At 59.4% G+C, this 21,953-nt stretch carries 20 protein-coding genes and 1 riboswitch; of the genes, 6 read left to right on the plus strand and 14 right to left on the minus strand.

Features of this window, described 5'->3' with window-relative positions; genetic code table 11:
* Window positions 1–3 precede the first annotated feature (3 nt).
* The 6 genes from AC50YL_RS09665 to AC50YL_RS09690 all read right to left on the minus strand — a co-directional run bounded on the left by AC50YL_RS09665 (window position 4) and on the right by AC50YL_RS09690 (window position 6,316).
* The gene (locus AC50YL_RS09665; RefSeq protein ID WP_494831437.1) at window positions 4–1,092 is read right to left on the minus strand and encodes a HAMP domain-containing sensor histidine kinase; all 1,089 of its coding nucleotides are present in this window, start codon (window positions 1,090–1,092) and stop codon (window positions 4–6) included.
* Window positions 1,085–1,780 (minus strand): response regulator transcription factor, encoded by a 696-nt coding sequence (locus AC50YL_RS09670; protein ID WP_494832518.1) that lies wholly within the window; start codon window positions 1,778–1,780, stop codon window positions 1,085–1,087. The genes AC50YL_RS09665 and AC50YL_RS09670 overlap by 8 nt, the downstream gene beginning before the upstream one ends.
* A gap of 134 nt (window positions 1,781–1,914) precedes the next feature.
* Window positions 1,915–2,853 (minus strand): M15 family metallopeptidase, encoded by a 939-nt coding sequence (locus AC50YL_RS09675; RefSeq protein ID WP_494831438.1) that lies wholly within the window; start codon window positions 2,851–2,853, stop codon window positions 1,915–1,917.
* A 245-nt stretch (window positions 2,854–3,098) separates the two neighbouring features.
* Window positions 3,099–4,112, minus strand: coding sequence for an aldo/keto reductase (locus tag AC50YL_RS09680; protein WP_494831439.1), 1,014 nt, complete (start codon window positions 4,110–4,112; stop codon window positions 3,099–3,101).
* Window positions 4,113–4,219: 107 nt separating this feature from the next.
* On the minus strand, window positions 4,220–5,218 hold the full coding sequence (locus AC50YL_RS09685) for an oxidoreductase (RefSeq protein ID WP_494831440.1): 999 nt from the start codon (window positions 5,216–5,218) through the stop codon (window positions 4,220–4,222).
* 258 nt (window positions 5,219–5,476) lie between these two features.
* Window positions 5,477–6,316 carry a phytanoyl-CoA dioxygenase family protein gene (locus AC50YL_RS09690; RefSeq protein WP_494831441.1) on the minus strand — a complete coding sequence of 280 codons (840 nt, stop codon included), beginning with the start codon at window positions 6,314–6,316 and terminating at the stop codon, window positions 5,477–5,479.
* A 138-nt stretch (window positions 6,317–6,454) separates the two neighbouring features.
* Here AC50YL_RS09690 and AC50YL_RS09695 point away from each other — a divergent pair, with 138 nt between their 5' ends.
* Entirely contained in the window at window positions 6,455–7,267 is an 813-nt protein-coding gene (locus AC50YL_RS09695; protein ID WP_494831442.1) for a helix-turn-helix domain-containing protein, read from the plus strand.
* On the opposite strand, the gene AC50YL_RS09700 is transcribed toward AC50YL_RS09695, so the two are convergent.
* The 5 genes from AC50YL_RS09700 to AC50YL_RS09720 all read right to left on the minus strand — a co-directional run bounded on the left by AC50YL_RS09700 (window position 7,264) and on the right by AC50YL_RS09720 (window position 13,223).
* On the minus strand, window positions 7,264–8,223 hold the full coding sequence (locus AC50YL_RS09700; RefSeq protein ID WP_494831444.1) for a ring-cleaving dioxygenase: 960 nt from the start codon (window positions 8,221–8,223) through the stop codon (window positions 7,264–7,266). The genes AC50YL_RS09695 and AC50YL_RS09700 overlap by 4 nt on opposite strands.
* 112 nt (window positions 8,224–8,335) lie before the next feature.
* Window positions 8,336–10,255: a PAS domain S-box protein gene (locus tag AC50YL_RS09705; protein WP_494831445.1), complete on the minus strand. Its 1,920-nt coding sequence runs from the start codon at window positions 10,253–10,255 to the stop codon at window positions 8,336–8,338.
* 142 nt (window positions 10,256–10,397) lie between these two features.
* Entirely contained in the window at window positions 10,398–11,672 is a 1,275-nt protein-coding gene (locus AC50YL_RS09710; RefSeq protein WP_494831446.1) for an FAD-binding protein, read from the minus strand.
* Between the two features lie 200 nt (window positions 11,673–11,872).
* On the minus strand, window positions 11,873–12,841 hold the full coding sequence (locus AC50YL_RS09715; protein ID WP_494831447.1) for an oxidoreductase: 969 nt from the start codon (window positions 12,839–12,841) through the stop codon (window positions 11,873–11,875).
* A 1-nt stretch (window position 12,842) separates the two neighbouring features.
* Window positions 12,843–13,223 (minus strand): MerR family transcriptional regulator, encoded by a 381-nt coding sequence (locus AC50YL_RS09720; RefSeq protein ID WP_494831449.1) that lies wholly within the window; start codon window positions 13,221–13,223, stop codon window positions 12,843–12,845.
* 205 nt (window positions 13,224–13,428) lie between these two features.
* Between AC50YL_RS09720 and AC50YL_RS09725 the strand changes: the two genes are divergently transcribed.
* Genes AC50YL_RS09725 through AC50YL_RS09735 form a run of 3 tightly spaced genes read left to right on the plus strand, consistent with a single transcriptional unit; the run spans window position 13,429 to window position 17,091 of the window.
* Window positions 13,429–14,916, plus strand: coding sequence for a spore germination protein (locus AC50YL_RS09725; protein ID WP_494831450.1), 1,488 nt, complete (start codon window positions 13,429–13,431; stop codon window positions 14,914–14,916).
* Window positions 14,906–15,976: a Ger(x)C family spore germination protein gene (locus AC50YL_RS09730; RefSeq protein WP_494831451.1), complete on the plus strand. Its 1,071-nt coding sequence runs from the start codon at window positions 14,906–14,908 to the stop codon at window positions 15,974–15,976. The genes AC50YL_RS09725 and AC50YL_RS09730 overlap by 11 nt, the downstream gene beginning before the upstream one ends.
* Before the next feature lie 5 nt (window positions 15,977–15,981).
* The gene (locus tag AC50YL_RS09735; RefSeq protein ID WP_494831453.1) at window positions 15,982–17,091 is read left to right on the plus strand and encodes a GerAB/ArcD/ProY family transporter; all 1,110 of its coding nucleotides are present in this window, start codon (window positions 15,982–15,984) and stop codon (window positions 17,089–17,091) included.
* A 194-nt stretch (window positions 17,092–17,285) separates the two neighbouring features.
* Here AC50YL_RS09735 and AC50YL_RS09740 read toward each other — a convergent pair whose 3' ends face one another.
* On the minus strand, window positions 17,286–18,098 hold the full coding sequence (locus tag AC50YL_RS09740; RefSeq protein WP_494831454.1) for an SDR family NAD(P)-dependent oxidoreductase: 813 nt from the start codon (window positions 18,096–18,098) through the stop codon (window positions 17,286–17,288).
* A 364-nt stretch (window positions 18,099–18,462) separates the two neighbouring features.
* Between AC50YL_RS09740 and AC50YL_RS09745 the strand changes: the two genes are divergently transcribed.
* Window positions 18,463–18,867: a hypothetical protein gene (locus AC50YL_RS09745; protein WP_494831456.1), complete on the plus strand. Its 405-nt coding sequence runs from the start codon at window positions 18,463–18,465 to the stop codon at window positions 18,865–18,867.
* A 250-nt stretch (window positions 18,868–19,117) separates the two neighbouring features.
* Here the strand turns inward: AC50YL_RS09745 and AC50YL_RS09750 are convergent, their stop codons facing one another.
* A complete protein-coding gene (locus AC50YL_RS09750) occupies window positions 19,118–19,597 on the minus strand; it encodes a GAF domain-containing protein (RefSeq protein ID WP_494831458.1) in 480 nt (159 codons plus the stop codon).
* 198 nt (window positions 19,598–19,795) lie between these two features.
* A riboswitch (purine riboswitch) is annotated at window positions 19,796–19,898 on the plus strand.
* Window positions 19,899–20,001: 103 nt separating this feature from the next.
* Between AC50YL_RS09750 and AC50YL_RS09755 the strand changes: the two genes are divergently transcribed.
* Entirely contained in the window at window positions 20,002–21,051 is a 1,050-nt protein-coding gene (locus tag AC50YL_RS09755; protein WP_494831460.1) for a Rieske 2Fe-2S domain-containing protein, read from the plus strand.
* 2 nt (window positions 21,052–21,053) lie between these two features.
* Here the strand turns inward: AC50YL_RS09755 and AC50YL_RS09760 are convergent, their stop codons facing one another.
* Window positions 21,054–21,626 carry a class I SAM-dependent methyltransferase gene (locus tag AC50YL_RS09760; protein WP_494831461.1) on the minus strand — a complete coding sequence of 191 codons (573 nt, stop codon included), beginning with the start codon at window positions 21,624–21,626 and terminating at the stop codon, window positions 21,054–21,056.
* Between the last annotated feature and the right edge of the window lie 327 nt (window positions 21,627–21,953).

Genomic DNA, 21,953 nt, shown 5'->3' on the forward strand with positions numbered 1-21,953 from the left:
CGCTTACCGGCACGGCAGCCGCACCTCGAACAACGTGCGGATCAGGCTGCTCTGGGCCGTTATGTCGCCCTGATGCTGCTCGACGATGTTCTTCGCGATGAACAGGCCGAGGCCGGTGCTCCCCTCTTGATGCGTCCGCGCATGATCGCCGGTATAGAACATGTCGAAAATAAAAGGCAGCTCCTCCGCGGGAATGCAATCGCCATAGTTGATCACTTGAATCGTCGCCTCGTCCGCGTTCGCCGTGCAGCGAATATCGACGAATTGGCCGTCCTTGCCGTAGCGCATGGCATTGGTCATCAGATTCTCGAATACGCGCGCCAGGAGCTCGCCGTTTCCTTGGATGCTCACGCCGGCCGGCACCTCCAGCCGGGTCGTCAGGCCGCTGCGCTCGAACACGGGAAAGAGCTCCTCGTTCAATTGAACGAGCAGCTCGCTGAGGTCGATCGTTTTCTTGTCGACGGCAAGCTTGCCGTAGTTCATGCGGGTGATCTCGAACAGCTCGTCGATCAGCCGCTCGAGCCGTTGGGACTTCGCGAACGAGATATTCGCGTAATGCTTCATCTCCGCCGCCGACAATCCGTCGTCGCGAATGATGTAATCCAGATACCCGAGCACGGACGTGAGCGGCGTGCGCAGGTCATGCGCCAGGTTCAGGACCAGCTGTTCCTTGCTGTTCTCGGCGAAATCCCCCCGCTCCATCGCATCCTGCAATTTCACGCTGGCGAGGTTGATATCCCTGGCGATCGCGCCGAATTCGTCCGTGGAGGGGATGCGGACGCGATTGTTGAAGTCGCCGTTCGCGAGCTGGTTGATGCCGCTCGAGATCTCGCGAAAATACCCGGCGTACCGCTTGGTGAGCACGAAGAAGAAATAGACGGACAGCGGGATGAATACGATCAGGAAAAAATTTACATCGCCGATATCCCGGATGAAATAGCGCACCTTCGTCAGCGGATTCTCGACCTTGGTCGTATAGTAATAGAGCTGCAGCGCTTTATAGATGGCGTACGTGATCCCGGCGGCGCACAGCATGCTCAGTCCGAACAGCAGAATCATTTTGAAACGGAAGCTCCGGATAATGTCAGCCATTGAACGTATACCCCACTCCCCAGACGGTTTTGATCAATTTGGTTTTATGCGCGTCTTCCTTGAGCTTCTTCCGCAAGGTGCGGATATGCACCATCACCGTGTTGCTGCCTTCGTAATAGGTTTCGCCCCATACGTGCTCGAAAATGTTTTCCGAGCTGTAGACCTTCTTCGGATAACTGGCCAGCAGATGCAGGATATCGAATTCCTTGGGCGTCAGCTCGATCGGCTCGCCGTACAGGAAGACGGCCCGTTCATCGGGATGGATGACCAGTCCGCCGGCTTCGATCGTTGGCTTGTTCGCTGGCGCGGACGCGTTGAACTGCTTGGCCCGCCTGAGCTGGGCGTTCACTCTCGCCACCAGCTCCATCGGGTTGAACGGCTTGGTCACGTAATCGTCCGCCCCCCTGACGAGTCCGGCGATCTTGTCGAGGTCGCTCGCTTTGGCGCTCAAGAAGATGATCGGCAGATGATGCTGCTCGCGAATTTGCCTCGTGACCTCGTACCCGTCGATCTTGGGCATCATGATGTCCAAGATCGCCAGATCGACGGCATTCGCCTGGATCGCGGAGATCGCCTGCTGGCCGTCGTATACTTTCAGGCAGCGGTAACCCTCTTTCTCCAAATGGAGCCCGATCAGATCGGCGATCTCCGCTTCGTCGTCGGCGATCAATATGGTGATCGACACTATCTTCCCCCCCTGCCTTTCGTCATAGGCGTCCGTAATGGTCCGCAGGCCAAAAAGCCCGTTCATGCCATGTTCAGCTGGACGGGCCGTTTCGTGCCGTAGGTTAGGCTTGCGTGGTTGCGGTCGGATAGGCACGCTTATATTTTCACGGTTACGATGACGCCGTCCGTGTTGTCGCCGGATATGTCGTAGCTGCCCTTCGCCGGCACATGCAGGGTCGTATCCTCCGCGACCGGGAAATAGAAGATCTCGTACGTTTCCCCGTCGACCGTGACGGACGCCTTCTGCTGTTCTTTCAGATAAGCCAGGTACTCTTCCAAGACGAAATCATGATCCGCCATGATGGCGCTGTGCGGCAATCCGACGTACCGGAAATGCCAAGGCTCGAACAAGATGCCCGTAACGGCCGTCTTGTTCGCCGGATAACGCAAGGTGAAGCCGTATTTCCACGCGTTCTCTTCCAACCACTTGCCTTCGGGAGCGGCGTTCATCTCCCCCAGGGTGGAACCGATATCGAGCGACAAGCCCAGGTTATGCTCGCTGTAGCCTGCAGGCATCGCGTAGTCGGCGCCCATTTGCCTGTAGAGCTCGTCTTGCTTGGTTTCGTCCCGGTAGCCGCTGCTGACGATGAAATGCTTGACGCCTTCGCTCGCCGCCGCGTCGACCATCGTCGAGAATTTCTCGGCCAAGTCCGGCGACAGCATGATCGAGCTGTCGAGCAAGCCGAAGCCGTCCAACAGCTCCTTATGCCGGTATAAGTTGACCGCCTCGGTCTCCGCGCCGCCCTCCGGCACGGGATTGTCCTTGTTGACCAGCAGGAGATCGCCCCGGTGAATCTGCTCCCGGGTCACGTCGATATTCATCTCCGGTTCGGATGCATCCGTCTCCTGCGCTTGATTATCGGATGCAGGCGCCAGTTCCGGTTCGGAGGCCGGATCCGGCCCGGAGGCTTGATCGGACGACTGGGCTTGGCCCGCAACCGCCGGCGGTTGCTCGCGGTCCGCTTCCGATTTGTGCTGCGACGCCCGGTAGCCAATCAGCAGCAGGACGGCAAGCACTACGATCCATTTCTTCATTGCAATGTTCCTCCTGAACGTTCGTCTGTCCCAGCATAAGGCGAACTAGTTAAAAAGAAAACGCGTTAAACATAAAATATTTCTTAAATTCCGTACCCGGCGGAGCGGCGTGGTGCGGTCTCGGGCGCCCCGGCGGACGACAAAAACCCCCGACTTGTCCAGGTCGGAGGTTCTTCGCGGTATGAAAAATCGAATCTATCGCATGACGACAGACGAAGAGATCAATGCTTAGCGATCCGCTGCCGTTATCTGCGGCGCAGTCGTTTGTCGAGAACCGCCGGGTGATCGGCGCTGTAATTGTCCGCCGGATTGAGGTCGGTGCCGGGCGGGACGATCCCGTCGATGCGGTCGAGGATCTCGCCGCTCAATTCGACTTCCGCGCCGGCAAGCAGACCGTCCAGCTGTTCCTGCGTCCGCGGGCCGATAATCACCGAACTTACGCCGGGATGCGACCGGACGAATGCCAGCGCGAGATGCGGCAGCGCGATGCCCGTCTCGTCCGCGAGGACGTTCAGTTGTCGCAGCGCTTCCGCCTTGCCCTGATTGGCCGGGATCGTCGTGTCGTACAGCGATGGCCTGCTTCCCGCCCGGTGGCTGGCCATTTGGTCGGCGCGTCCGGACAACCAGCCGCCGTTCAGCGGGCTGTAGGTGAGCACGCCCATGCCATGGCGCTGCGCGGTCGGCAGAACAGCCGCTTCGAGCTTACGCGCGAAGATCGAGTACATCGGCTGCTCCGTCAGGAAACGATGATGGCCGCCCTGCCGCGCGGCCCATTGGGCTTCGACGACCAGCTCCGCGGGGAACGTCGACGAGCCGATCGCGCGCACCTTGCCCGCGCGGATCAGATCGGACAGCGCCGCGAGCGTCTCGTTGATATCCGTATCGTAATCCGGGCGGTGGATTTGATACAAATCGATGTAATCCGTCCCGAGCCTGCGGAGACTGTCGTCGACCGCACGCTTGATCCAGCGGGCCGAACCGCCGCGTTGATTCGCGTCCGGGCCCATGGGAAGGCCGAACTTCGTCGCGAGCACCGCGTCGTCCCGCCTTCCTTTGAGCGCCTTGCCGACGATTTCCTCCGACTCGCCTCTCGAGTAGACGTCCGCCGTGTCGATAAAGTTGATGCCGGCGTCCAGCGCCGAGTGGATCATGCGGACCGATTCGTCATGATCCGCGTTGCCCATCGCGCCGAACATCATGGCGCCAAGGGTAAATTCGCTGACCGAGATGCCGGTTGCGCCGAGAATTCTGCGTTTCATGGATGGAGCCTCCTCCTTCGCGATGCTTGATTGGCGTACACCTGCATCGTACCCGATGGAGCAAACTCCATGTCAAGCGACCGTCCGATGCTTGCGGCCGTCCGCGGTCAGTCGTCGAGCTTCACGCCGGTCAGCGCTTCGCTGAGCGTCCATAAGCGCTTGGCCGCTTCGGGATCGACCGCCCACGGACGAACGCCCGTACCCTTCACGCTGTCGGCCGGCACGGCTTCGGAGATATCGTTATCCTCGCAGTAGACGCCGCCCAGCCCCTCCAATCGGCTGCTCGTCGCGCACCAGACGCTCGTTGCCGCACCCTGCTGGGAGGTCTTCATCTGATCCGCGTTCGCGTCGCCGACCTTGGCGCCGTTCTTGTCCGTCACCTGCTGGACGCCGTTCTCCTCGTCGGACAAACTGCGGCCGATATCGGTCGGAATGAGACCGGGATGAACGGAGAACGCGCGGACCCCGCTGGATTTGCCCAGCTTGTCCAGCTCCAGGGCGAATAAAGCGTTAGCGGTCTTGGACTGCGCGTACGCCTTCCACTTGTCGTACGCCCGCCGCTCGAAATTCGGGTCGTCGAAGTCGATGCCGCCCAGCCGATGCGCGCGCGAGGTGACCGCGACGACCCGCGCGCCGCCGGCCTTTCGCAGCGCGGGCCACAGTCTGGCCGTCAGTTGGAAATGCCCGAGGTGGTTCGTCGCGAATTGCGACTCGTAGCCGCGCGCATCGCGCATCAGCGGGTTCGCCATGATGCCCGCGCTGTTCACCAATATATGGAGCGGCCGGCCCGAAGCCAGGAACCGCTCGGCGAAGCCGTCGATCGAGGCCGGGTCCGTAAGTTCCATCAGATCGGTCTCCACGCGCGGTATACCCGCAAGCGCGGCTTGCGCTTTCTCCTGCGACCGCACGGGTACGATCACCGTGGCGCCCGCGCCGGCCAGCGCGCGCGTCGTTTCCAGTCCGATGCCGGAATAGCCGCCCGTCACGATCGCGATTTTACCGGTCAAGTCGCGTCCGGCAAGCACTTCCCGCGCCGTCGAGCGCGGACCGAATCCGGAGCCGATCGGCGCCTGCGGCGTTGTGTCGTTTGCTGTATATGGGGTCATGCGGTTACCGCCTTCGATAGAATTCATTCCGTTTGGTCCCTTATAGATTGTCTAAGTTTCCGGAATGTCATCCCATCTTACGCCTTAAAGCTTACTTTAAGGCAAGCATTTTTCTTAGAGCGGCCATAGGTGCAGTCTGGACGATGAGCGGACCGGAACCTGCTGCCTACGCACCTATAGCCAGCTGCGGCAAGCTGGCCGAAGCGCAGGATGAATCCTGCCGCCGATGAATCCAACGCAGGTCGCCTTGTGCGTTCGTCAAGGCGATACCGGATCTTGGTAGTGCCCGCGCGGCTTTTTGCCGCTCCAGCGGTCGTCGACTTGCTCCAGCGTCGATTGATATCGCGTATCCACGCTGAGCCGATAATGATTCGTCGTGTTTTCCAGCGAGCAGTGCATGAGGAACATACCGAAGATGAGAATATCCCCCGCCCGGAATTCCGTCGTTGCCCATTGGCCGCCGTATTTGTTCGTAATCACCAGCGGATCGTCCGTGTAATGGCCGATGCCGTCCCGGTCCGAGTCTTTCTTGCCGTACGATTGCTTCAGGTCTTCGAAGCGGTGGGAATTCAGGCAAAGCGCGAGCCCGCCCATCGCGTAGTCAACGTCGCCGAGCGGGGACCAGACCGTGTACACGTTATGCGTGCCCCGGCCCATATAGACGATGTCGTAGTGCGCGCTCGTGAAGTCGCCTTTGCCGACGGCCCGGAGCCATTTGAAATGATACGTCAGCGCCCGCGCGTCCAGCAGCCGATCGAAGAAGCGCATGATGCGATCGCCGTTCAGCACGTTCAGCAGCTCCGGCAGGTCCTCGTTCGTTCCGCCCATGAAGAGCGACTTGCTCCCGTCCGCCATGACGGCTTCCTCCAGCAGCGTGTCCCGGTCAAGCTTGCCCATCCTGCGCATCTTTTCCAGGACGGCGCGCCTCGCCTCCAGCACCTGCTCCCGGTCGTGAAACCCGCGCAGCAGCAAGTACCCGTCCTCCGCAATCCGCTTCCGCAGCGCATCGGCATCGTGCAAAATGTCGTTCGAATCCTTCAATTCCGTTAAATGCGGCCCTCCAAGCTCCAGCTCCCGGCTTCCTACCTTGACGAACATGCGGCAGCACTCCTATCGCGCGTGATAGCTTCATTGTAGCCGCCGCCGGCGCCACGTTCCATGGAGCGAAATCGCTAAAACATGTATAATCGTACATGTATCGCAAGTTAGATTAGCGTAATCTGGAGGCCGCCCTGCATGCCCTACATGAACATCCCTTATGGATTGGACGATCCCGTCGCGCTCCGCGAATTTCAGTTCAACATGATCTGGAAAGTACTGACGAACGATACCTACCAAGCCGCCAAGCCGCAGGGGTTCGAGTATCCCGGCATCTTTGTCACGTTCGACGGCAAAGGCACGATCGCGTTGGCGGATCGTGCCTTTGAATTGGACGCCGGAACCTATATGGTCGTCCCGGGCGGCGTTCCGTGCGCCTACCGGTGTCCGGCAGGCGAATGGAAATTTTATTTTATGCAATTCGATTCGATGGACATGGCGCACGAGCTCGAGCTGGCCGTCGGACGGCCGGTCTCGACCGCCAAAATGGCCGAAGCGGTCCGGCTGTGCGAGCGGCTCATCGACAGCCTCATCGTCCGGCCGATCGGCTACGGCTACACTGTCCGCCAATCCGCGCAGGAACTGCTGCTGCTCTTCGCCAGGGAGCAGGAAGCGACCGGCCAGCGGCGGCATCCGGAGCTCGACGACATCTTGTTCCGCATGCATCAGCATATCGGGCAGCCTGTGCCGGTCGGCGACTTCGTCCGCCGGAGCGGGTTGTCGCGCACCGCGTTCTTCGCGCGCTTCCGCGAACGAACCGGCATGTCGCCCGCCCGCTATATGCAGGAGCTTAAGCTGGCGTCCGCCAAGGCGGCGCTCGAGACGACGAGCGCCTCCGTGAAGGAGATCGCCGCGTCGCTGCGGTTTTACGACGAGTTCCACTTCTCCAAGCTGTTCAAACAGCGGTACGGGATCTCGCCCCGCGTATACCGGCGCGGCATGGAGCATTAGCCTCCGAGCCCTTGCGATTCGTTCGCGGTCCGTACCGCGATCGACTTCAAGGCGGCTTCCAATTCGGCGCGGCGCGGTTCGAACCAGGCCGGCAGCATGAGCTTCCTCCCCAATTCGCCCGGCGCCTCGTCCCGCGCGAAACCAGGCGCGTCCGTCGCGATCTCGAACAGAATGCCGCCTTTCTCGCGGAAATAGACGGCATGGAAGTAATGCCGGTCCTTGATCTCGGTCGGCTGATAGCCGCCCTGAACGAGCAGCTCCCGCCAGCGCGCGAGTTCTTCCTCGTCCTTCGCCCGGAAAGCGATATGATGCACGGTACCTACCCCGCCTTTGCCCCATTCCATGTCGCTCAACGGAACGTCGATCACGCCGCCCTTGTCCGCCGAACCGACGAACCGGGCAAAGCCGTCCTGTTCGCCGACCTTCGCCAGCCCCAGCACGTGCTCAAGCGTATCCAGCGTCGGCTTGTAATCCCTGCTGAAGAGAACCGCGCCGCCGAAGCCCTTGATCGCTTGACCGGACGGAATGCCCGCGTAATCGTCCTCGCGTTCTTCCCCCTCTGCCCGCTCGACCAGCTCCATGCGCAGCCCCTCGCCGTTCTCGAACTGCAGATAGGATTCCCCGAACCTCGTCTCGCAGGAGGTGACGATGCCGCGCTCCGTCAGCCGCTCCTCCCAGTACCCGCTCGCGCCGGCCGGTATGGCGAACGTCGTGATGCCCGGTTGTCCCCCGCCGACCAGTCCGTCTCGCGCGGTCGAGGACGGGAAGAACGTGATCACCGTTCCGGGCGCGCCGGTCGGATCGCCGAAATACAGATGATACGTATCCGGCGCGTCGAAATTGACCGTCCGCTTCACGAGCCGCAGTCCCAATATTCCCGTATAAAAGTCCACGGTCGTCTGCGGATCCCGCGAATACGCCGTAATGTGATGAATGCCTGTCGTCCGTTCGGACATAACCATCTCTCCTTGTCGCATATCATGTTGTTCCGCCGCGAACGCGGAAACAGCCGCCCTCCATTTGATGCGGAGGATCGGCTGCTTTGCTTGCGCCCAAGGCTTCGGGCGTTCAGCATCTGCGTTTCATTGCCAAACACTTCTCGATCGCAGACGAGACGGCGTCCATCTGGATCGGCTTGCTGATGTACTCGTCCATGCCGGCCGCCAAATACCGCTCCCTGTCGCCTTTGAGCGCATGGGCCGTAACCGCCACGATGTACGGCGTCTTCTTCGCCGACACGTTTTCTTTGATCACGCGGGCGGCCTCGACGCCGTCGACGACCGGCATCTGAATGTCCATGAAGACGATGTCGTAGGGGGCGCGTTCGACCGCCTCGATCGCTTCCGCCCCGTTCACCACGAGGGTCGAATTGAAGCCAAGCTTCTCGACCATTTTTTTGAGCACCGTCTGGTTGACCTCGTTATCCTCCGCGATCAAGATCCGCAGCGGATCCGCCGAATCGATCACTTCCGATTCCGCATACGGGACGACCGGTAGATCCACCTGGCGGAAGACGGCCGTGAAGACGAACGTCGAGCCCGGTTGATCGCCGTTGTGCTCGTGCCAGATCCGGCCGTCCATCAGCGCCACGAGCTTCTTGCAGATGGCGAGCCCCAGGCCGGTGCCTTCGAACGTTCGCGTCATGAAATAATCCGCTTGGTAGAACGGATCGAACAGATGCACGACCTTGTCCGCGGCGACGCCGAGGCCGGTATCCCGGATCGAGAATCGCAGCGTGACCGTGCCCTCTACCGACGGCGGATCGCGCCGGATCTCGATCGACACCGCGCCGTTCGGCGTGAACTTGATCGCGTTGTTCATCAGGTTCATGAGCACCTGGCGAAGTTTCGTCACGTCTCCCTGCACGATCTGCGGGACGTCGGGCGCGATGGAGGTCGTGAGCGCCAGGTTTTTCTCGAGCGTCCTCGGCAGGATCACGTTCAGCGCATCCGAGAGCGTGGTCCTGACGCTGAACGGCTCCTCGACGAGCTCCGACTTGCCCGATTCGATCTTGGAGAAGTCGAGAATGTCGTTGATGATCGCGAGCAGCGTCGACCCGCTTTTCTTGATGATCTGAACGTAATCCTGCTGCTCGGCATCGAGCGGCGTTTGCAGGATCAGGTCGGTCATGCCGATGACGCCGTTCATGGGCGTCCGGATCTCGTGGCTCATCATGGCGAGGAAATCGCTCTTCGCCCGATTCGTCTTTTCCGCCGCTTCTTTCTCGATGATGAGCCGCTTTTGCTCCGTCATGTCTTTGGCGATCAGGTAGAAGCCGACGTTCTTGCCGTGAATGATGATCGGCGCGACCGTGGCCAGCACCTCCACCTGATGCCCGTCTCTATGGCGGATGAGGTTGATGTCGTTCTCGACCGACGTGTAATCGTCGAGCGTCGTCAAGACGTTGCGCAGGTTAAGCTCGCCGATCAAGTTGGCGATATTCGTGCCGATGAGCTCCGGTATCTTGTAACCGGTCAAGCTCTCCGTCCTGACGTTGCCGTTGATGACCGTGCCGTCCAGCCCGAACGAGACGATCGCGTCGTGGTTGTATTTCTTCAGCGACGTGTAGCGTTCGATGCTCTCCTGCAGCTTGAGCTCCGTCGCTTTGGTCGCGGTAATGTCCAGCACTTGCGAGATATAATACAGCGGCACCCCGGTCTCCTCATCGCGAACGAGCGAGACATGCAGCGACGTCCAAACGCTGCAGCCGTTCGGATGCATGAAATGTTTCTCGACCTCGAAGGTATGGGAGTCGCCGTCGAACAATTCCTGCAGTACCCGCGCGTTGACCGCGGGATCGTCCGAGTAGATGAAGTCCGTTGCCGGCCGGCCTAGCAATTCTTCGAGGGTGCAGCCGAATATCGCGCAGACGGCAGGATTCGCGCTGATCCAATCCCCCTCGATCGACACGAGCGCGATGCCGATCGGCGCATGCTTGAATACGTGTTCGAAAACCGATTGCTGACCGACGACGTCCAAATCCTGCATGTCGCATACCTCCTGAAGACCCCAATGTAACCGTTATCCGGGGCTGCGATCGATCTTCGCCAAGCGCATGGCGCGCTCGAGACGCGAACGAACGTTTTATTCCCCTAGCATAACTACACCGCTCTGCCGTTATGCGAAACAGCTAAACGGCATTCTCGGCGATGTATTTTCGCAGGAAGCCGTTGCTGAACTTCCCTTGCGGATCGCAGTCCTCAAGCAGGCGGACGAAATCCGGCCGTTTCTCGTACAGCGATTGCACCCGCGCGGGCGCCATCGTGAACAGCTTCGCCCAGTGCGGACGGGCGTCGAAGGGCGACAGCCCCTCCTCGATCAACGGCAGCACGGCCCGCACCGCGGCCCAATCCGGCTTCCACGTAAAATGAATCGCGACCGAATCCTGCCGATAGCACGGACTCATCCAAAACGCGTCCGCGGCGATCGTGCGCACTTCGGACGTATACAGCAGCGGCGAGATCGCGTCGCGCAGCCGATCGACGGCGCGCAGCGCTTCGTACGCCCGTTCGCGCGGCACGAAATATTCGCTCTGCAGTTCCTCGCCCGCGCTCGGGGTGAACGCCATGCGAAAATGCGGCAGCCGTTCATGCCACGGCCCCGGCACGCCGAGCTGCTCGCTGCAATTCTCCGCCGAGTGGCCCGGCACGGGATGCAGGTTCTCGCGCGCAGGCTTCGCGCCGAACAGCTCGGGCAGGGCTTGAACGTCCGCGCGGCCCGCGTGTTTCGTCTTTACCCATACTTGATTGAACGCCGGCTGCTTCCAATCCGTGAACAAGCTGACGCTGTAGCCGCCCGAGAGGATCGCGTCCGCGTTCGACTCCAGCTGAGCCAGGGGCAGATTCTCGTACACCTGCTGGGTCATGCCGAACGCCGGGACGACATCCAGCGTGAGCTTCGTTACGACGCCAAGGCCTCCGAGCCCGACAGCCGCGCCGTCGAATCGCCCGTCTTCGTCCCCGCGGGAGAAGACGACGGTTTCCCCGTCGCCTTGGACGATTTCGAGCGATCGGACCGCCGTGGCCAGATTGCCGTTCCGGACGCCGGAGCCGTGCGTGGCCGAAGCGCACGCGCCGGCGACGGTGATGTGCGGCAGCGACGCCAAGTTATGCAGCGCGCAGCCGTTGTCGTGCAGGTACGCGCACAGGTCGCCGTACCGAATACCGGCTTCGACCGTTACCGTATTGCGGGCGCGGTCGAGCGCGATCACCCGGCTCAGCTTCTGCAGCGAGACATGCGCGCCGGTCGTGTCGGCGATGTCGTTGAACGAATGCCGCGTGCCGAGCACCTTCAACCGTCCGCTTCGCGCCACCAAATCCTGTACCTGCTCCAAGCTATCGGGAAAATGGATTTCCGAGGCGCCGTACCTGTAATTGCCGGCCCAATTTCGTTGCTGTTCTTCCACCTCTTCGCACCTCCATGAGTAGTCGTTCCTCCCTTAACTACTTCGAGAAGCGCGCGCGTTTCCCTCCATCGGCTGCAGATCCGCGTCGAAGCGCATGGTTCCGGAGTCCCGGTCTCGGCCAACGCGAACAGCCGCCTTGCGGCGCAAGGCGGCCTTTTTTATCCTTTTTCATCCTTCTTCAATCTTTTGATCCTCGCCGGCTATTCGATCCGCGCGCCGGTCATGTCCTCGCTAAGCCGCCACAGCCGCTCCGCGAAGTCCGGATCGACCGCCCGCGGAAGCACGCCTTCCAGCACTTGGCCGGTACCCTCGAGCGCGATGGCCGGGATGACCTCGGCGATGTCGGCATCCAGGCAATAAACGCCGCCCATTCCTTCCAATCCGGCGTTCGCCGCGCACCAGACGCTGGTCGCCGCCCCCTGCTCGACCGTCTTGTACGCCGTCCCTCCTGCGGCCTTCTCCTCGTCCGACATGAACCGGACCAGATCGGTCATGATCCGGCCCGGATGCACGGAAAAAGCACGGATGCCATGCTCGTAGCCGCGCTTGTCGAGAGCGACGGCGAACAGCGCGTTGGCGGTTTTGGACTGGCCGTACGCCGTCCATTTGTCGTAAGGACGCCGTTCGAAATTCGGATCGTCGAAATCGACGCCCCCGAAGCGGATGCCGGCCGAAGAGACGGAGACGACTCGCGCGCCGCCCGCCTGCTTCAACGCCGGCCATAACCGCGTCGTGAGCTGGAAATGTCCGAGGTGATTCGTCGCGAATTGCGACTCGTAGCCGCGCGCGTCGCGCGTCAGCGGCGCGGCCATGATGCCGGCGTTATTGACGAGCATGGCGAGCGGCCGTCCCGAATCCAGGTAACGCCGCGCGAAAGCATCGATCGATGCGGGATCGGTCAGATCGAGCGTCTCCAGTTCGACGCCGGGGATGCCGGCCGCGGCGGTGCGGGCTTTCTCCGGCGTCCTCGCGGGCACGATCACCGTCGCGCCCGCTTCCGCCAGCGCCCGGGTCGTCTCCAGGCCGATGCCGGAGTAACCTCCGGTCACGATGGCGGTCCTGCCGCCCAGATCGCGGCCGCCCAACGCTTCGCGAGCGGTCGTCAGCGGACCGAAGCCCGAAGGGATCGGCGCCTGCGGGGTGATGCAATATGCGGTGTTCGTCTGCATCTTAGTTCCCTCCTATTCCCGACACTTGCATCATGTGTTCGAAATGCTCGATTTTGTAGCTTAAGGCATTCAAGGTATCGCTCATCTCTGCCATCTGCGACTCGATATGGCGTTTGTGCTCGATTAACATGCGGCTGCAGCTCTCGAGCTCTTTCGCCGCCGCGAGCTTCATGTAGCGCTCGATTTCCTTCAATGGCATTTGCGTCCGTTTCAGACGAGTAATGAAGACGAATCGTTCGAGATCCGACTTGTCGTATGTCCGCTGCCCGTTCGGCGCGCGCTTGGCGGGCGGCTGCAGCCCGATCTTCTCGTAATAGCGGATCGTATCGTAGCTGAGCCCCGTCCTTTCGGCGATGTCCGCGATCGACAATACGGGTTCCATGATTCGCCGCCTCCTTGAGTTCCGGCCGACCGGATGGCTGACCGTTATTATTTGCATCTTAGCCGATGGAGTATACTCGAGGTCAAGCGCGAGGCGCGCGGTCTCCCGCGTCTTCCGGAATAATTCGCCGAATTCTGGCCACACTACGTTCAGTTATTTCCAATTTCTTCGTACGGCGATTTTCTTTGGGGGGAGGATAACCCGCGTGGACCCGGCCGAACAATTGAAAATCGAATCGCTCGATCAGCTGCTATCCTTGATCGGCAAGTCCAGCGATTTTCTGCGGATTACCATGGCTACCGGCCCCAACCGCCTTACGCTCAGCTATTATCTGTCCATGACCGACAGCCGCGAGGTGCACGACAACCTCCTGCCCGCGCTCCGCAGGATTCAAGAGAAAGTCGAAGGCTGGCCTGACATTATCGCGCATCTTCCGTTCGATGACGTGAAAGCCGAGCGCGAGACGGACCGAATCGTCCAGAAGCTGCAGCAGGGCTACGCCATGATCCAGATTGAAGCCGGCAACGGCCAAGCGCTGCTCGTCAACGTCCGCGACGAGAACATGGGTCATCGGACGAACAACGATACCGAGAACGAATTCAGCGTCATCGGCCCCAAATCCGGCTTCGTCGAGAATTTGACGATCAACATGCACCTGCTGCGGCAGCAAATCGCCGTCCCGCAGCTGATCTTCGAAGAGACGACGATCGGCTCGCTCTCCCGAACGACGGTCGTTATTGCCTATATCGAAGGAATCACGAATCCTCGGATCGTCGAAACGATGAAAAAACGGCTGAAGGGCATCGACTTGGATCTCGTCTACGACAGCGCGTTACTCGAACAAGTCATCGCGGATAATTCGAATACGCCATTTCCGCTGTTTCTGACCACGGAACGAGTCGACCGGATCGCATACGCCGTGTCCTCCGGCCAAGTGGCCGTGATAAGCAGCGGCTCGCCTTACGTGCTATCCGGTCCGTCGACCTTCATGGATTTTTTCGTTTCGCCGGAGGACTATTACTTGAACTGGATTTCCGGCACGTTTTTTCGGATCATCCGCATGCTCAGCGTGTTGTTCTCGCTGTTCGCCTCGCCGATCTATATCGCCGTGCTCACCTATCATTTCGAAGTGATTCCGACGCGTCTGCTGCATCCGATCATGCTGTCGGGGCTGCACGTGCCTTTCTCGCCGGTAATGGAAGTGCTGTTCTTGGAGACGACCATCGAGCTGCTGCGGGAGGCCGGCGCCAGATTGCCCGCCAAAATCGGACAAACGCTCGGCATCGTCGGCGGCATTGTCATCGGCGAAGCTTCGGTGCAGGCGGCACTGACGAGCAATATTCTGCTGATTATCGTAGCTCTGTCAGCGCTCGCTTCGTTTAAGACGCCGATCTTCAAGATGGCCAATACGATTCGCGTGCTCCGGTTTCCATTGATCCTGCTCTCCGCATTTCTCGGAGGTCTTGGTATCGTGATCGGTTTTATCTTGCTGCTGGCCCACCTGCTGCGGCTCAAAAGTTTGGATACGCCGTACTTGGTTCCGTTCTATCCGTTTCGGGCGGGCAATTTCGCCGACAGCCTGGTCCGTTCTTCCTATCAATATACGACCAACCGCGCCTTGTACTTGAACCCCCAGCGCAAGAAACGTTATAAACCGGACACCGTGAAGGAAGATATCGATCATGAGGACTAAGCTGCTGGGCATGCTTATGCTGAGCGCGATGCTGCTCGCCGGCTGCGGGAACGCGAACATCGTCAATCGGATTCGAATCTTGGTGGCGGTCGGCTTCGATCGGGAAAGCGAGGCGTACAAAGGAACCGTCGCTTATCCGAATTATATCCACCGGAAAGGCAGCCTGGCGATCATGAGAGGAACCGGCAGCAACCCGAAGCTGATCTTGCAGCATCTCTCGCTGCAAACGCCGCGCAAAATCAAATACAACAAAATCAATACGATCGTCTTCAGCCGGGAAATCGCGGCCGGAGGCATCTCCAGGCTCATCGACACGGTCGCTCGCGATCCTTCGCTCGGCGGGAACGTGCTGCTGGCCGTATCCTCGTGTTCCGCGGAGAAGGTGATCAACAGCCTGGACCGTCAGGAACTCGAGGATTCGCCTTACAATGTCGTGCAGCAGAACGTTCACGACGGCAGCGTCCCGCTGTCCAACCTCTACCTGTTCCTTCACGATTACTATTCGGAGGGCAAGGATCCCTCCATGCCGAGCCTGAGGCTGGACGCCGAGCGGCAAATCGAAATCGACGGGTATGCGCTGTTCAAGAAAGAGCGGCTCCAGCTTGTTTTGGACACGTCCGAAATGACCCTCTTCGAAATCCTGCTGGGCAAGAAAGTCAAGGGCGAAGTGCCTTTTACGTACAAAGGGGAGCTCTACGTATTATCGATCCATCACGGAAGCACCCGGCTTTCCGCCAATATTCGCGCGGTCCCGGCCGCAGCGCGGTTCGAGGTGCGCTTGAACGGCGGCATTCGGAGTTTCCAAGGAAACCGCATCGCCAAAAACCTCTTCGAAGTCGACGATCTGGCCGCTTCGATCGAACATCAACTTATGGAAAAGCTGCACGCGCTCTTGAAGAAGATTCAAGCGAACGGCATCGATTCATTGGGAGTCGGAGAAGAATTCAGATCGGTGGACCGGCATTGGAGCGCGGCCGAGTTCTACCGGAACGTCTATCCGGCCATGAAGTTCGACGTGCGCGTGAAGGCGATTCTAAAAAATTCCGGAGCCGGAGAATAAAAACCATGAGCTATCAAGCCTCTCTCTCCAAAACCGTATCGCCGTACCTGCTGTGGTTTCTGATCCATAAATCGCAGACCGGCGTCGCCGTGCTCGATTTCCAATGCAAGATCGCGTACGGGGCCGAACAGGATTCCTGGGTGTCCGTGCTGCTGGTGGGCATGTCCATGCATCTGGTCGTGCTGTTGATGTTCTACGTGCTCAAGCATGCGAAAAAGGGCGATCTCATCTCGCTGCATGTCCAGCTGTTCGGGAAATGGCTCGGAACCCTGCTGAACGGCGTCTTTTGGCTGTATCTGCTCCTGTTCGTCTGCAATCAGCTCGTCACGTATTCGCAGGTCATTCAGACGCTGGTGTCCCCCGACATTCCGACATGGCGCGTAGGCCTGGTCTTTCTGCTGCTGTTCGTCTATATCGCCGACGGCGGCTTGCGCGTCATCACGGGACTCTCATTCTGGTTCGTCCTGATCCCGAGCCTGTTGATCATCACGCTGTTCATCCCGTTGCAGTACGCGGATTGGCGTAATTTTCTTCCGGTGTTCAATCACGCGCTGCCCGATTACGCGTATTCAGCCGAACGCAGCGTCCCGCTTTACATGGGCGCGGAACTGCTGCTGCTTTATTATCCCTACATTCGAGACAACGCGAAAGCGATCAAATGGGCGCATATCGGCGTCATGCATTCGTATCTGCTGTATGGAATCTTCACTATAACCACGTTCGCGTATTACAACCTGGGCCAGCTCAAGCACTCGGTTTGGCCGACGCTCGGCATGTCCAAGATCATTCATTTCACGTTCCTGGAGCGGTTCGACTACTTCTACATCTTCAATTGGATCTTCATCATCACGCCGCCTTGCTGTCTGGTCCTATGGGGCAGCGCGCGCATTCTCCGCTTCTCCACGCCCCTCTCCGGCCGCGTCTCGTTGTGGGTAACGGCCGCGATCGTATTCGTCGTCGTCACATGGTCGGAGGACATCCTGGCGGTCGCGCTTTTGGAGACGATCAGCCGGTACGCCGGCAGCATCCTGCTGTACGGCTACATTCCCTTCCTTGCCCTATGCGTGCTAATCTCGAACTGGATGCGAAAGCCGCTCGCCAGCAGCGCCGGCTAAGAATACGGATCTTCGCGGTAGGGGACGACGCAAGGATGAATGCGAGTTTTGCCGCGCTGGCAGACAGACAAAAACAACCGATCCTCGAATGAGAAGCGGTTGTTTTCGTTTTGCCGTTTGATACTTGCGAATCAGATGGAAGCGCGCAGCGGCGATGGCTGCTTCGCCTCTTTATGGATATGCCTCGAAGACGCTCAGTCCGCGAGACGCGACGTTGCTTCCCACTGAACCACTTCGTCGATCCGTTTGCCGAGCTCGTCGCGGATGCCCATGGACGCCATCCCGCCGACCGGGAAATGAAGCGGCGGATTCCCGCTGTCGATCATCGCGATGATGGCTTCGACCGCTTTGCCTTGGTCGCCCTTCGGCACGGCTTCGTAGCTCTTGTTGAACGCGTCGTACACCGGCGCGTATTCAGGCAGCGGATCGGCCATTTTTCTCGATTGGCCCATGAATTCGGTCACGAAAATGGCCGGCTCGACGATCGTCGTCTTGATGCCGAACGGCGCGAGCTCGACGGCCATGGATTTCGAGAAGCCTTCGACCGCGAACTTGGATGCGGCATACATGCTGTAGGCCGGAATGGCCCAAACGCCGAAGATCGAGGAAATGTTCACGTAATGACCCGATTGCTGCTTCTTGAATACGGGCAGCGTGGCGCGGATGACGTCCAGCATGCCGAACACGTTGACGTCGAATTGATGGCGCATCTGTTCGTCCGTGTATTCCTCGAGCATGCCGAACAAGCCGTAACCGGCATTGTTGACGACGATGTCGATTTTCCCGAACGTCGCCACGGCTTCATCGACCGCCGCTTGGATCTGTTCCTTGTTCGTGACGTCCAGCGCCGCCACGTGAACGTTGTCCGGCGATGCCGCCTTCAGGTCGGCGATGTCGTTGATATTGCGCGCGGTAGCGACGATTTTGTCTCCCGTCGGAATCAATTGCTCCACGAATTTGCGGCCGAATCCCGTCGATGTTCCCGTAATAAACCATACTCTGCTCATGCCTGTATCGCTCCTCTGTGCAATGAAATGTAGATGTCCGGCGCCGGTTAGTCAATCGGCCTGCGGCAGCGCCTATCCGAAACCACCATAAAAGACAGACCGTTCGTTTTTAATTATAATCATGGACGTTGATTGCTGTCAACGCTTAATATGTCCCGTTTCTCGTCGGCATTTTCGCCGGCCTCTCCATAAGCATCCGACGCCAAGTTCCTTCATTCCGAACGGAAAGGTCATGGCGCGCATTTACGATACATCTTGACGATTCCGCAAGAAGGATTATAATAAAAAAACGAACGGTTGGTTTTAAATGGAAGGAAACGGTTTGCAACCGGTGCAGAAGAAAAACACGATTGGAGCTGAAGCCATGATCGATTATCACTCCGCCCACGGGGAAATTGCCTGGAACGAAGAGTTGCTCGCGATCGTCATCGAGTGGAAAGGATTTTCCCACGGAGACGAATTTCGCGCCATCTTGCTGAAGGGCATCGACGTGCTGGAACAACATAAGAGCAGCAGAATCTTGATGGACGCCCGCAAAGGCTCCGCGATCAAAGCGGAGGATCAGGCATGGGTCGCACAGCATTTCGTCGGCCGCGCATACGCGGCGGGACTCCGTTACTTTGCCATGGTGCTGCCGACGAGCATGGTCGCGAAGCTGAGCTTGGATCGCACCCTCGACGGACTGGGCTTGCTCCCTTACAAGCTGGTGAACTTCGACGCGATGGACGAAGCCGTCTCCTGGCTTGCCGGCACGCGCGCCAACGGCTGACCTGACGAGGTCAACGAACAAACAAAGGAGCTTGCCCCCTGATCATGCGTGCATGACAGGCGGGTAAGCTCCTTTTCGGCATGGCGGCGACTTCGGGAGCGGTTAGATAAGCTCCAACAGTACCGGAACACGCGGGTCCAGCTTCAGCGCGATCGTGCCATTATACACCGACAGCATTCCCGCAGCGGGAACTTGAACCGCAGATACAAAAAAACCGCCCTTGACGGGCGGTTCTAGCGGGCCATGCCGCTCACAGGTGCAAGCTGAGCTGGGCCACGAATTTTTCCAAGAAATGCTGGTCCTCCTCGTCGAAGCGATCGAGCACGGGACTGTCGATGTCGAGCACGCCGATGAGCTCGCCGTCCTTGACGATCGGGATGACGATCTCCGATTGCGAGGCGGCGTCGCACGCGATATGTCCGGGAAACTCGTGGACGTTCGCCACGCGCACCGTCGTCCGCTCGGCCGCCGCTTTCCCGCAAACCCCGCGGTTCAGCGGGATGCGCACGCAGGCCGGCAGCCCCTGGAACGGGCCAAGCACCAATTCCCCGTCCCGGTATACATAAAATCCGACCCAATTTATGTCGTTCAGAAATTGATTGAGCAGTGCCGAGCTATTGGACAGGTTGGCGATGCGATCCGATTCGCCATCCAGGAGCGCTTGCAGCTGACGGATGACCAATTCGTAATTTTGCGCCTTGGATTCCGTGTAGTGTTCGGTATGAAACATCGGCGTCGACTCCTTATGCGGATAGATGTATTGCCTATCTAGTGTAGCGCATGCAGCGAAGGCAAATCAATGGCGGGTCAACGGTTGTTTTCGCCCAATTCAACGTCATATAACTTAACGTTATTTTCAACGAAAGTCGTTATTGACAAAAGATACGTGCGTGAATAGAATGAAATTACATTCTTAATGTTAGTTTATCTAACACATCCTTTACGCTCTTGTATAAGCTCATTGATCGGAGTGAGCGTCTCGACCAGGCAACCGTAAATTGCCCCAGGCTACAAGAGGCCGCATGCGAGGAACGGCGTTTATTTCGATGTTCGAAGTAAAGCCTTCTTCGCCTCGCGCCTCTTTCGCTTGGGGCTTTTTGGTACCCGGACCTTATTCAAAAGGAGCGATTCCAGATGAATGCCATGAACCCGTCTGCCGATTCCCGCCTGCAACTCCCCCGCGACTGCACGTTCACGCCGAACGATTGGCAGGTGCTCGCCCGATACTGGTATCCGATCGCGATCGCCGGCGACATCGCGGATAAGCCGGTCGCCGCGAAGCTGCTCGACGTCAAGCTCGTCTGCTACCGGAGCCGCGGCACCGTGGTGGTCGCCCGCGACCTCTGCTTCCACCGGGGCGCCCCGCTCAGCAAAGGCTGGCTCGAGAACGACGAAATCGTCTGTCCCTACCACGGCTTCCGGTACGATTGCGAAGGCGCCTGCACGGCCGTTCCCGCCCATCCCGGCGCCAAAATCTCGCCTAAGCTGAAACTGATCCTGTATCCCGCCGTGGAACGCTACGGCTTGATCTGGACGTCGCTTGCCGGAGCGTCCGAATCAACGATCCCGGACTTCCCCGGGTGGGACGATCCCGACTACGTGAACGTGCTGCCTCCGGGCTTCGATATCGCGGGCTCCGCGGGGCGTCAGCTGGAGGGTTTTCTGGATGTCTCTCATTTTGCCTACGTGCACACGGAAACGTTCGGCGACCGCAATAATACCGAGGTGCCGCAGTACAAGGTCGCGCGGGAAGGAAACGAGCTGCGCGCCGACTATTGGAGCACGGTCAGCAATTACGGCAAAGGCCAAGAGAATCCGGCGCCGGACGGGTTCATGTGGCTGCGCGCGTTTCGCGTGTTCGCGCCGTTCGCGGCTTCGATCACGGTTCATTTTCCGAACGACGGCAGATTGATGATCCTGAATTGCGCGTCTCCGGTATCCGCCCGATCTACGCGGCTGTTCTCGCCCGTCTCGCGCAACTTCGATAAATCCGTCCCGGCCGAGGACACGATCGCCTTCAACCTGCGGGTATTCGCCGAAGACCGGGAAATGGTCGAAGCCCAGACCCCGGAGGACCTCCCGCTCGATCTCATGGCCGAAGCCCATATCCCGGCCGACCGGACTTCGATCGCGTACCGGCAGCTGCTGACGGAGCTTGGCCTGGGCCGGGATTACACGTCTTGAACTTACTTCGCCGTGAACGCGAATGCCGACATCAGTTTGACGCCGTGGGCGGCCGCGGCTTGCTTCAAGAGCGTTAGTTCGGATTCGACGAGCGCGGCCAGCTTGTCCGGCACATGCCGAAACTCGCCGATTTCCGCGTTCGCCTGACTCAGCGCATGGGATACTTCCCAATCGCCGTCCTGCAGAAGCGGCGAATCGATCGATTCTTCCGCGGTTATGTTCCATCCGGCCGACGCCGCGATCTCCTCGATCGTATCCGGCGTGAACAACGTGCGGATATTGGAGAGGCTGGACGGCTTAAGCGATTCGTATTGCGCCTGGGTCAACGCCGCCAGCCAATGCGCATACCGTCCGATGTCCGAGATTCTGGCATCCCACTCGGCGAAGCAGAGCGTCCGGCCCCATTTTCGCGCTTTGCCCAAGACGGCCGATAGCTGCGCCGCGGTTTGAAAATACCAGGAACAATGGGATAACACGATCTTATCGAAGGCGCGCTCGGGAAAATCGATCTCCGTCGACAACATGTCCGTGTCGAAATCCATGCGCAGCCTGCCGCCGAGCTTGGATTTCGCCAACTCCTCGGCAGCTTCCCGCAAGGTAGCGGGGCGCCATAGTCCGGCGGGGCGACGTCCAGTCCGTGAACGAAGCCGCTTTCCCCGGCCAAATAAGCAAGCGCGGCTGTCGTGTCGCCTTGCCCGCAGCCGATCTCGAGAATGCGGTCCCCCCCCGCGATGCCCCAGAAACGGGCGAGCTTAAGCCGATGGGCCGTCTGAATCCGTTATATGCCGTCATCGCCGCCGTGAATCGCCATCGCCGCAACCACTTCGCCGATGATTTGCTCGTCGGTTAATTTCATGCCGTATGCCTCCATTAGATTGCAGTTCTACCGACACATCGCGATG

This window comes from Paenibacillus sp. J22P277, from assembly GCF_059383675.1.

Bases quoted from the DNA above. Each gene is read 5' to 3' on its own strand.
- AC50YL_RS09685 (WP_494831440.1), bottom strand. From the start codon at position 5,218: ATGACCCCATATACAGCAAACGACACAACGCCGCAGGCGCCGATCGGC.
- AC50YL_RS09730 (WP_494831451.1), top strand. From the start codon at position 14,906: ATGAGGACTAAGCTGCTGGGCATGCTTATGCTGAGCGCGATGCTGCTC.
- AC50YL_RS09740 (WP_494831454.1), bottom strand. From the start codon at position 18,098: ATGAGCAGAGTATGGTTTATTACGGGAACATCGACGGGATTCGGCCGC.
- AC50YL_RS09675 (WP_494831438.1), bottom strand. From the start codon at position 2,853: ATGAAGAAATGGATCGTAGTGCTTGCCGTCCTGCTGCTGATTGGCTAC.
- AC50YL_RS09720 (WP_494831449.1), bottom strand. From the start codon at position 13,223: ATGGAACCCGTATTGTCGATCGCGGACATCGCCGAAAGGACGGGGCTC.
- AC50YL_RS09695 (WP_494831442.1), top strand. From the start codon at position 6,455: ATGCCCTACATGAACATCCCTTATGGATTGGACGATCCCGTCGCGCTC.
- AC50YL_RS09745 (WP_494831456.1), top strand. From the start codon at position 18,463: ATGATCGATTATCACTCCGCCCACGGGGAAATTGCCTGGAACGAAGAG.
- AC50YL_RS09715 (WP_494831447.1), bottom strand. From the start codon at position 12,841: ATGCAGACGAACACCGCATATTGCATCACCCCGCAGGCGCCGATCCCT.
- AC50YL_RS09690 (WP_494831441.1), bottom strand. From the start codon at position 6,316: ATGTTCGTCAAGGTAGGAAGCCGGGAGCTGGAGCTTGGAGGGCCGCAT.
- AC50YL_RS09755 (WP_494831460.1), top strand. From the start codon at position 20,002: ATGAATGCCATGAACCCGTCTGCCGATTCCCGCCTGCAACTCCCCCGC.
- AC50YL_RS09735 (WP_494831453.1), top strand. From the start codon at position 15,982: ATGAGCTATCAAGCCTCTCTCTCCAAAACCGTATCGCCGTACCTGCTG.
- AC50YL_RS09680 (WP_494831439.1), bottom strand. From the start codon at position 4,112: ATGAAACGCAGAATTCTCGGCGCAACCGGCATCTCGGTCAGCGAATTT.
- AC50YL_RS09665 (WP_494831437.1), bottom strand. From the start codon at position 1,092: ATGGCTGACATTATCCGGAGCTTCCGTTTCAAAATGATTCTGCTGTTC.
- AC50YL_RS09705 (WP_494831445.1), bottom strand. From the start codon at position 10,255: ATGCAGGATTTGGACGTCGTCGGTCAGCAATCGGTTTTCGAACACGTA.
- AC50YL_RS09700 (WP_494831444.1), bottom strand. From the start codon at position 8,223: ATGTCCGAACGGACGACAGGCATTCATCACATTACGGCGTATTCGCGG.
- AC50YL_RS09750 (WP_494831458.1), bottom strand. From the start codon at position 19,597: ATGTTTCATACCGAACACTACACGGAATCCAAGGCGCAAAATTACGAA.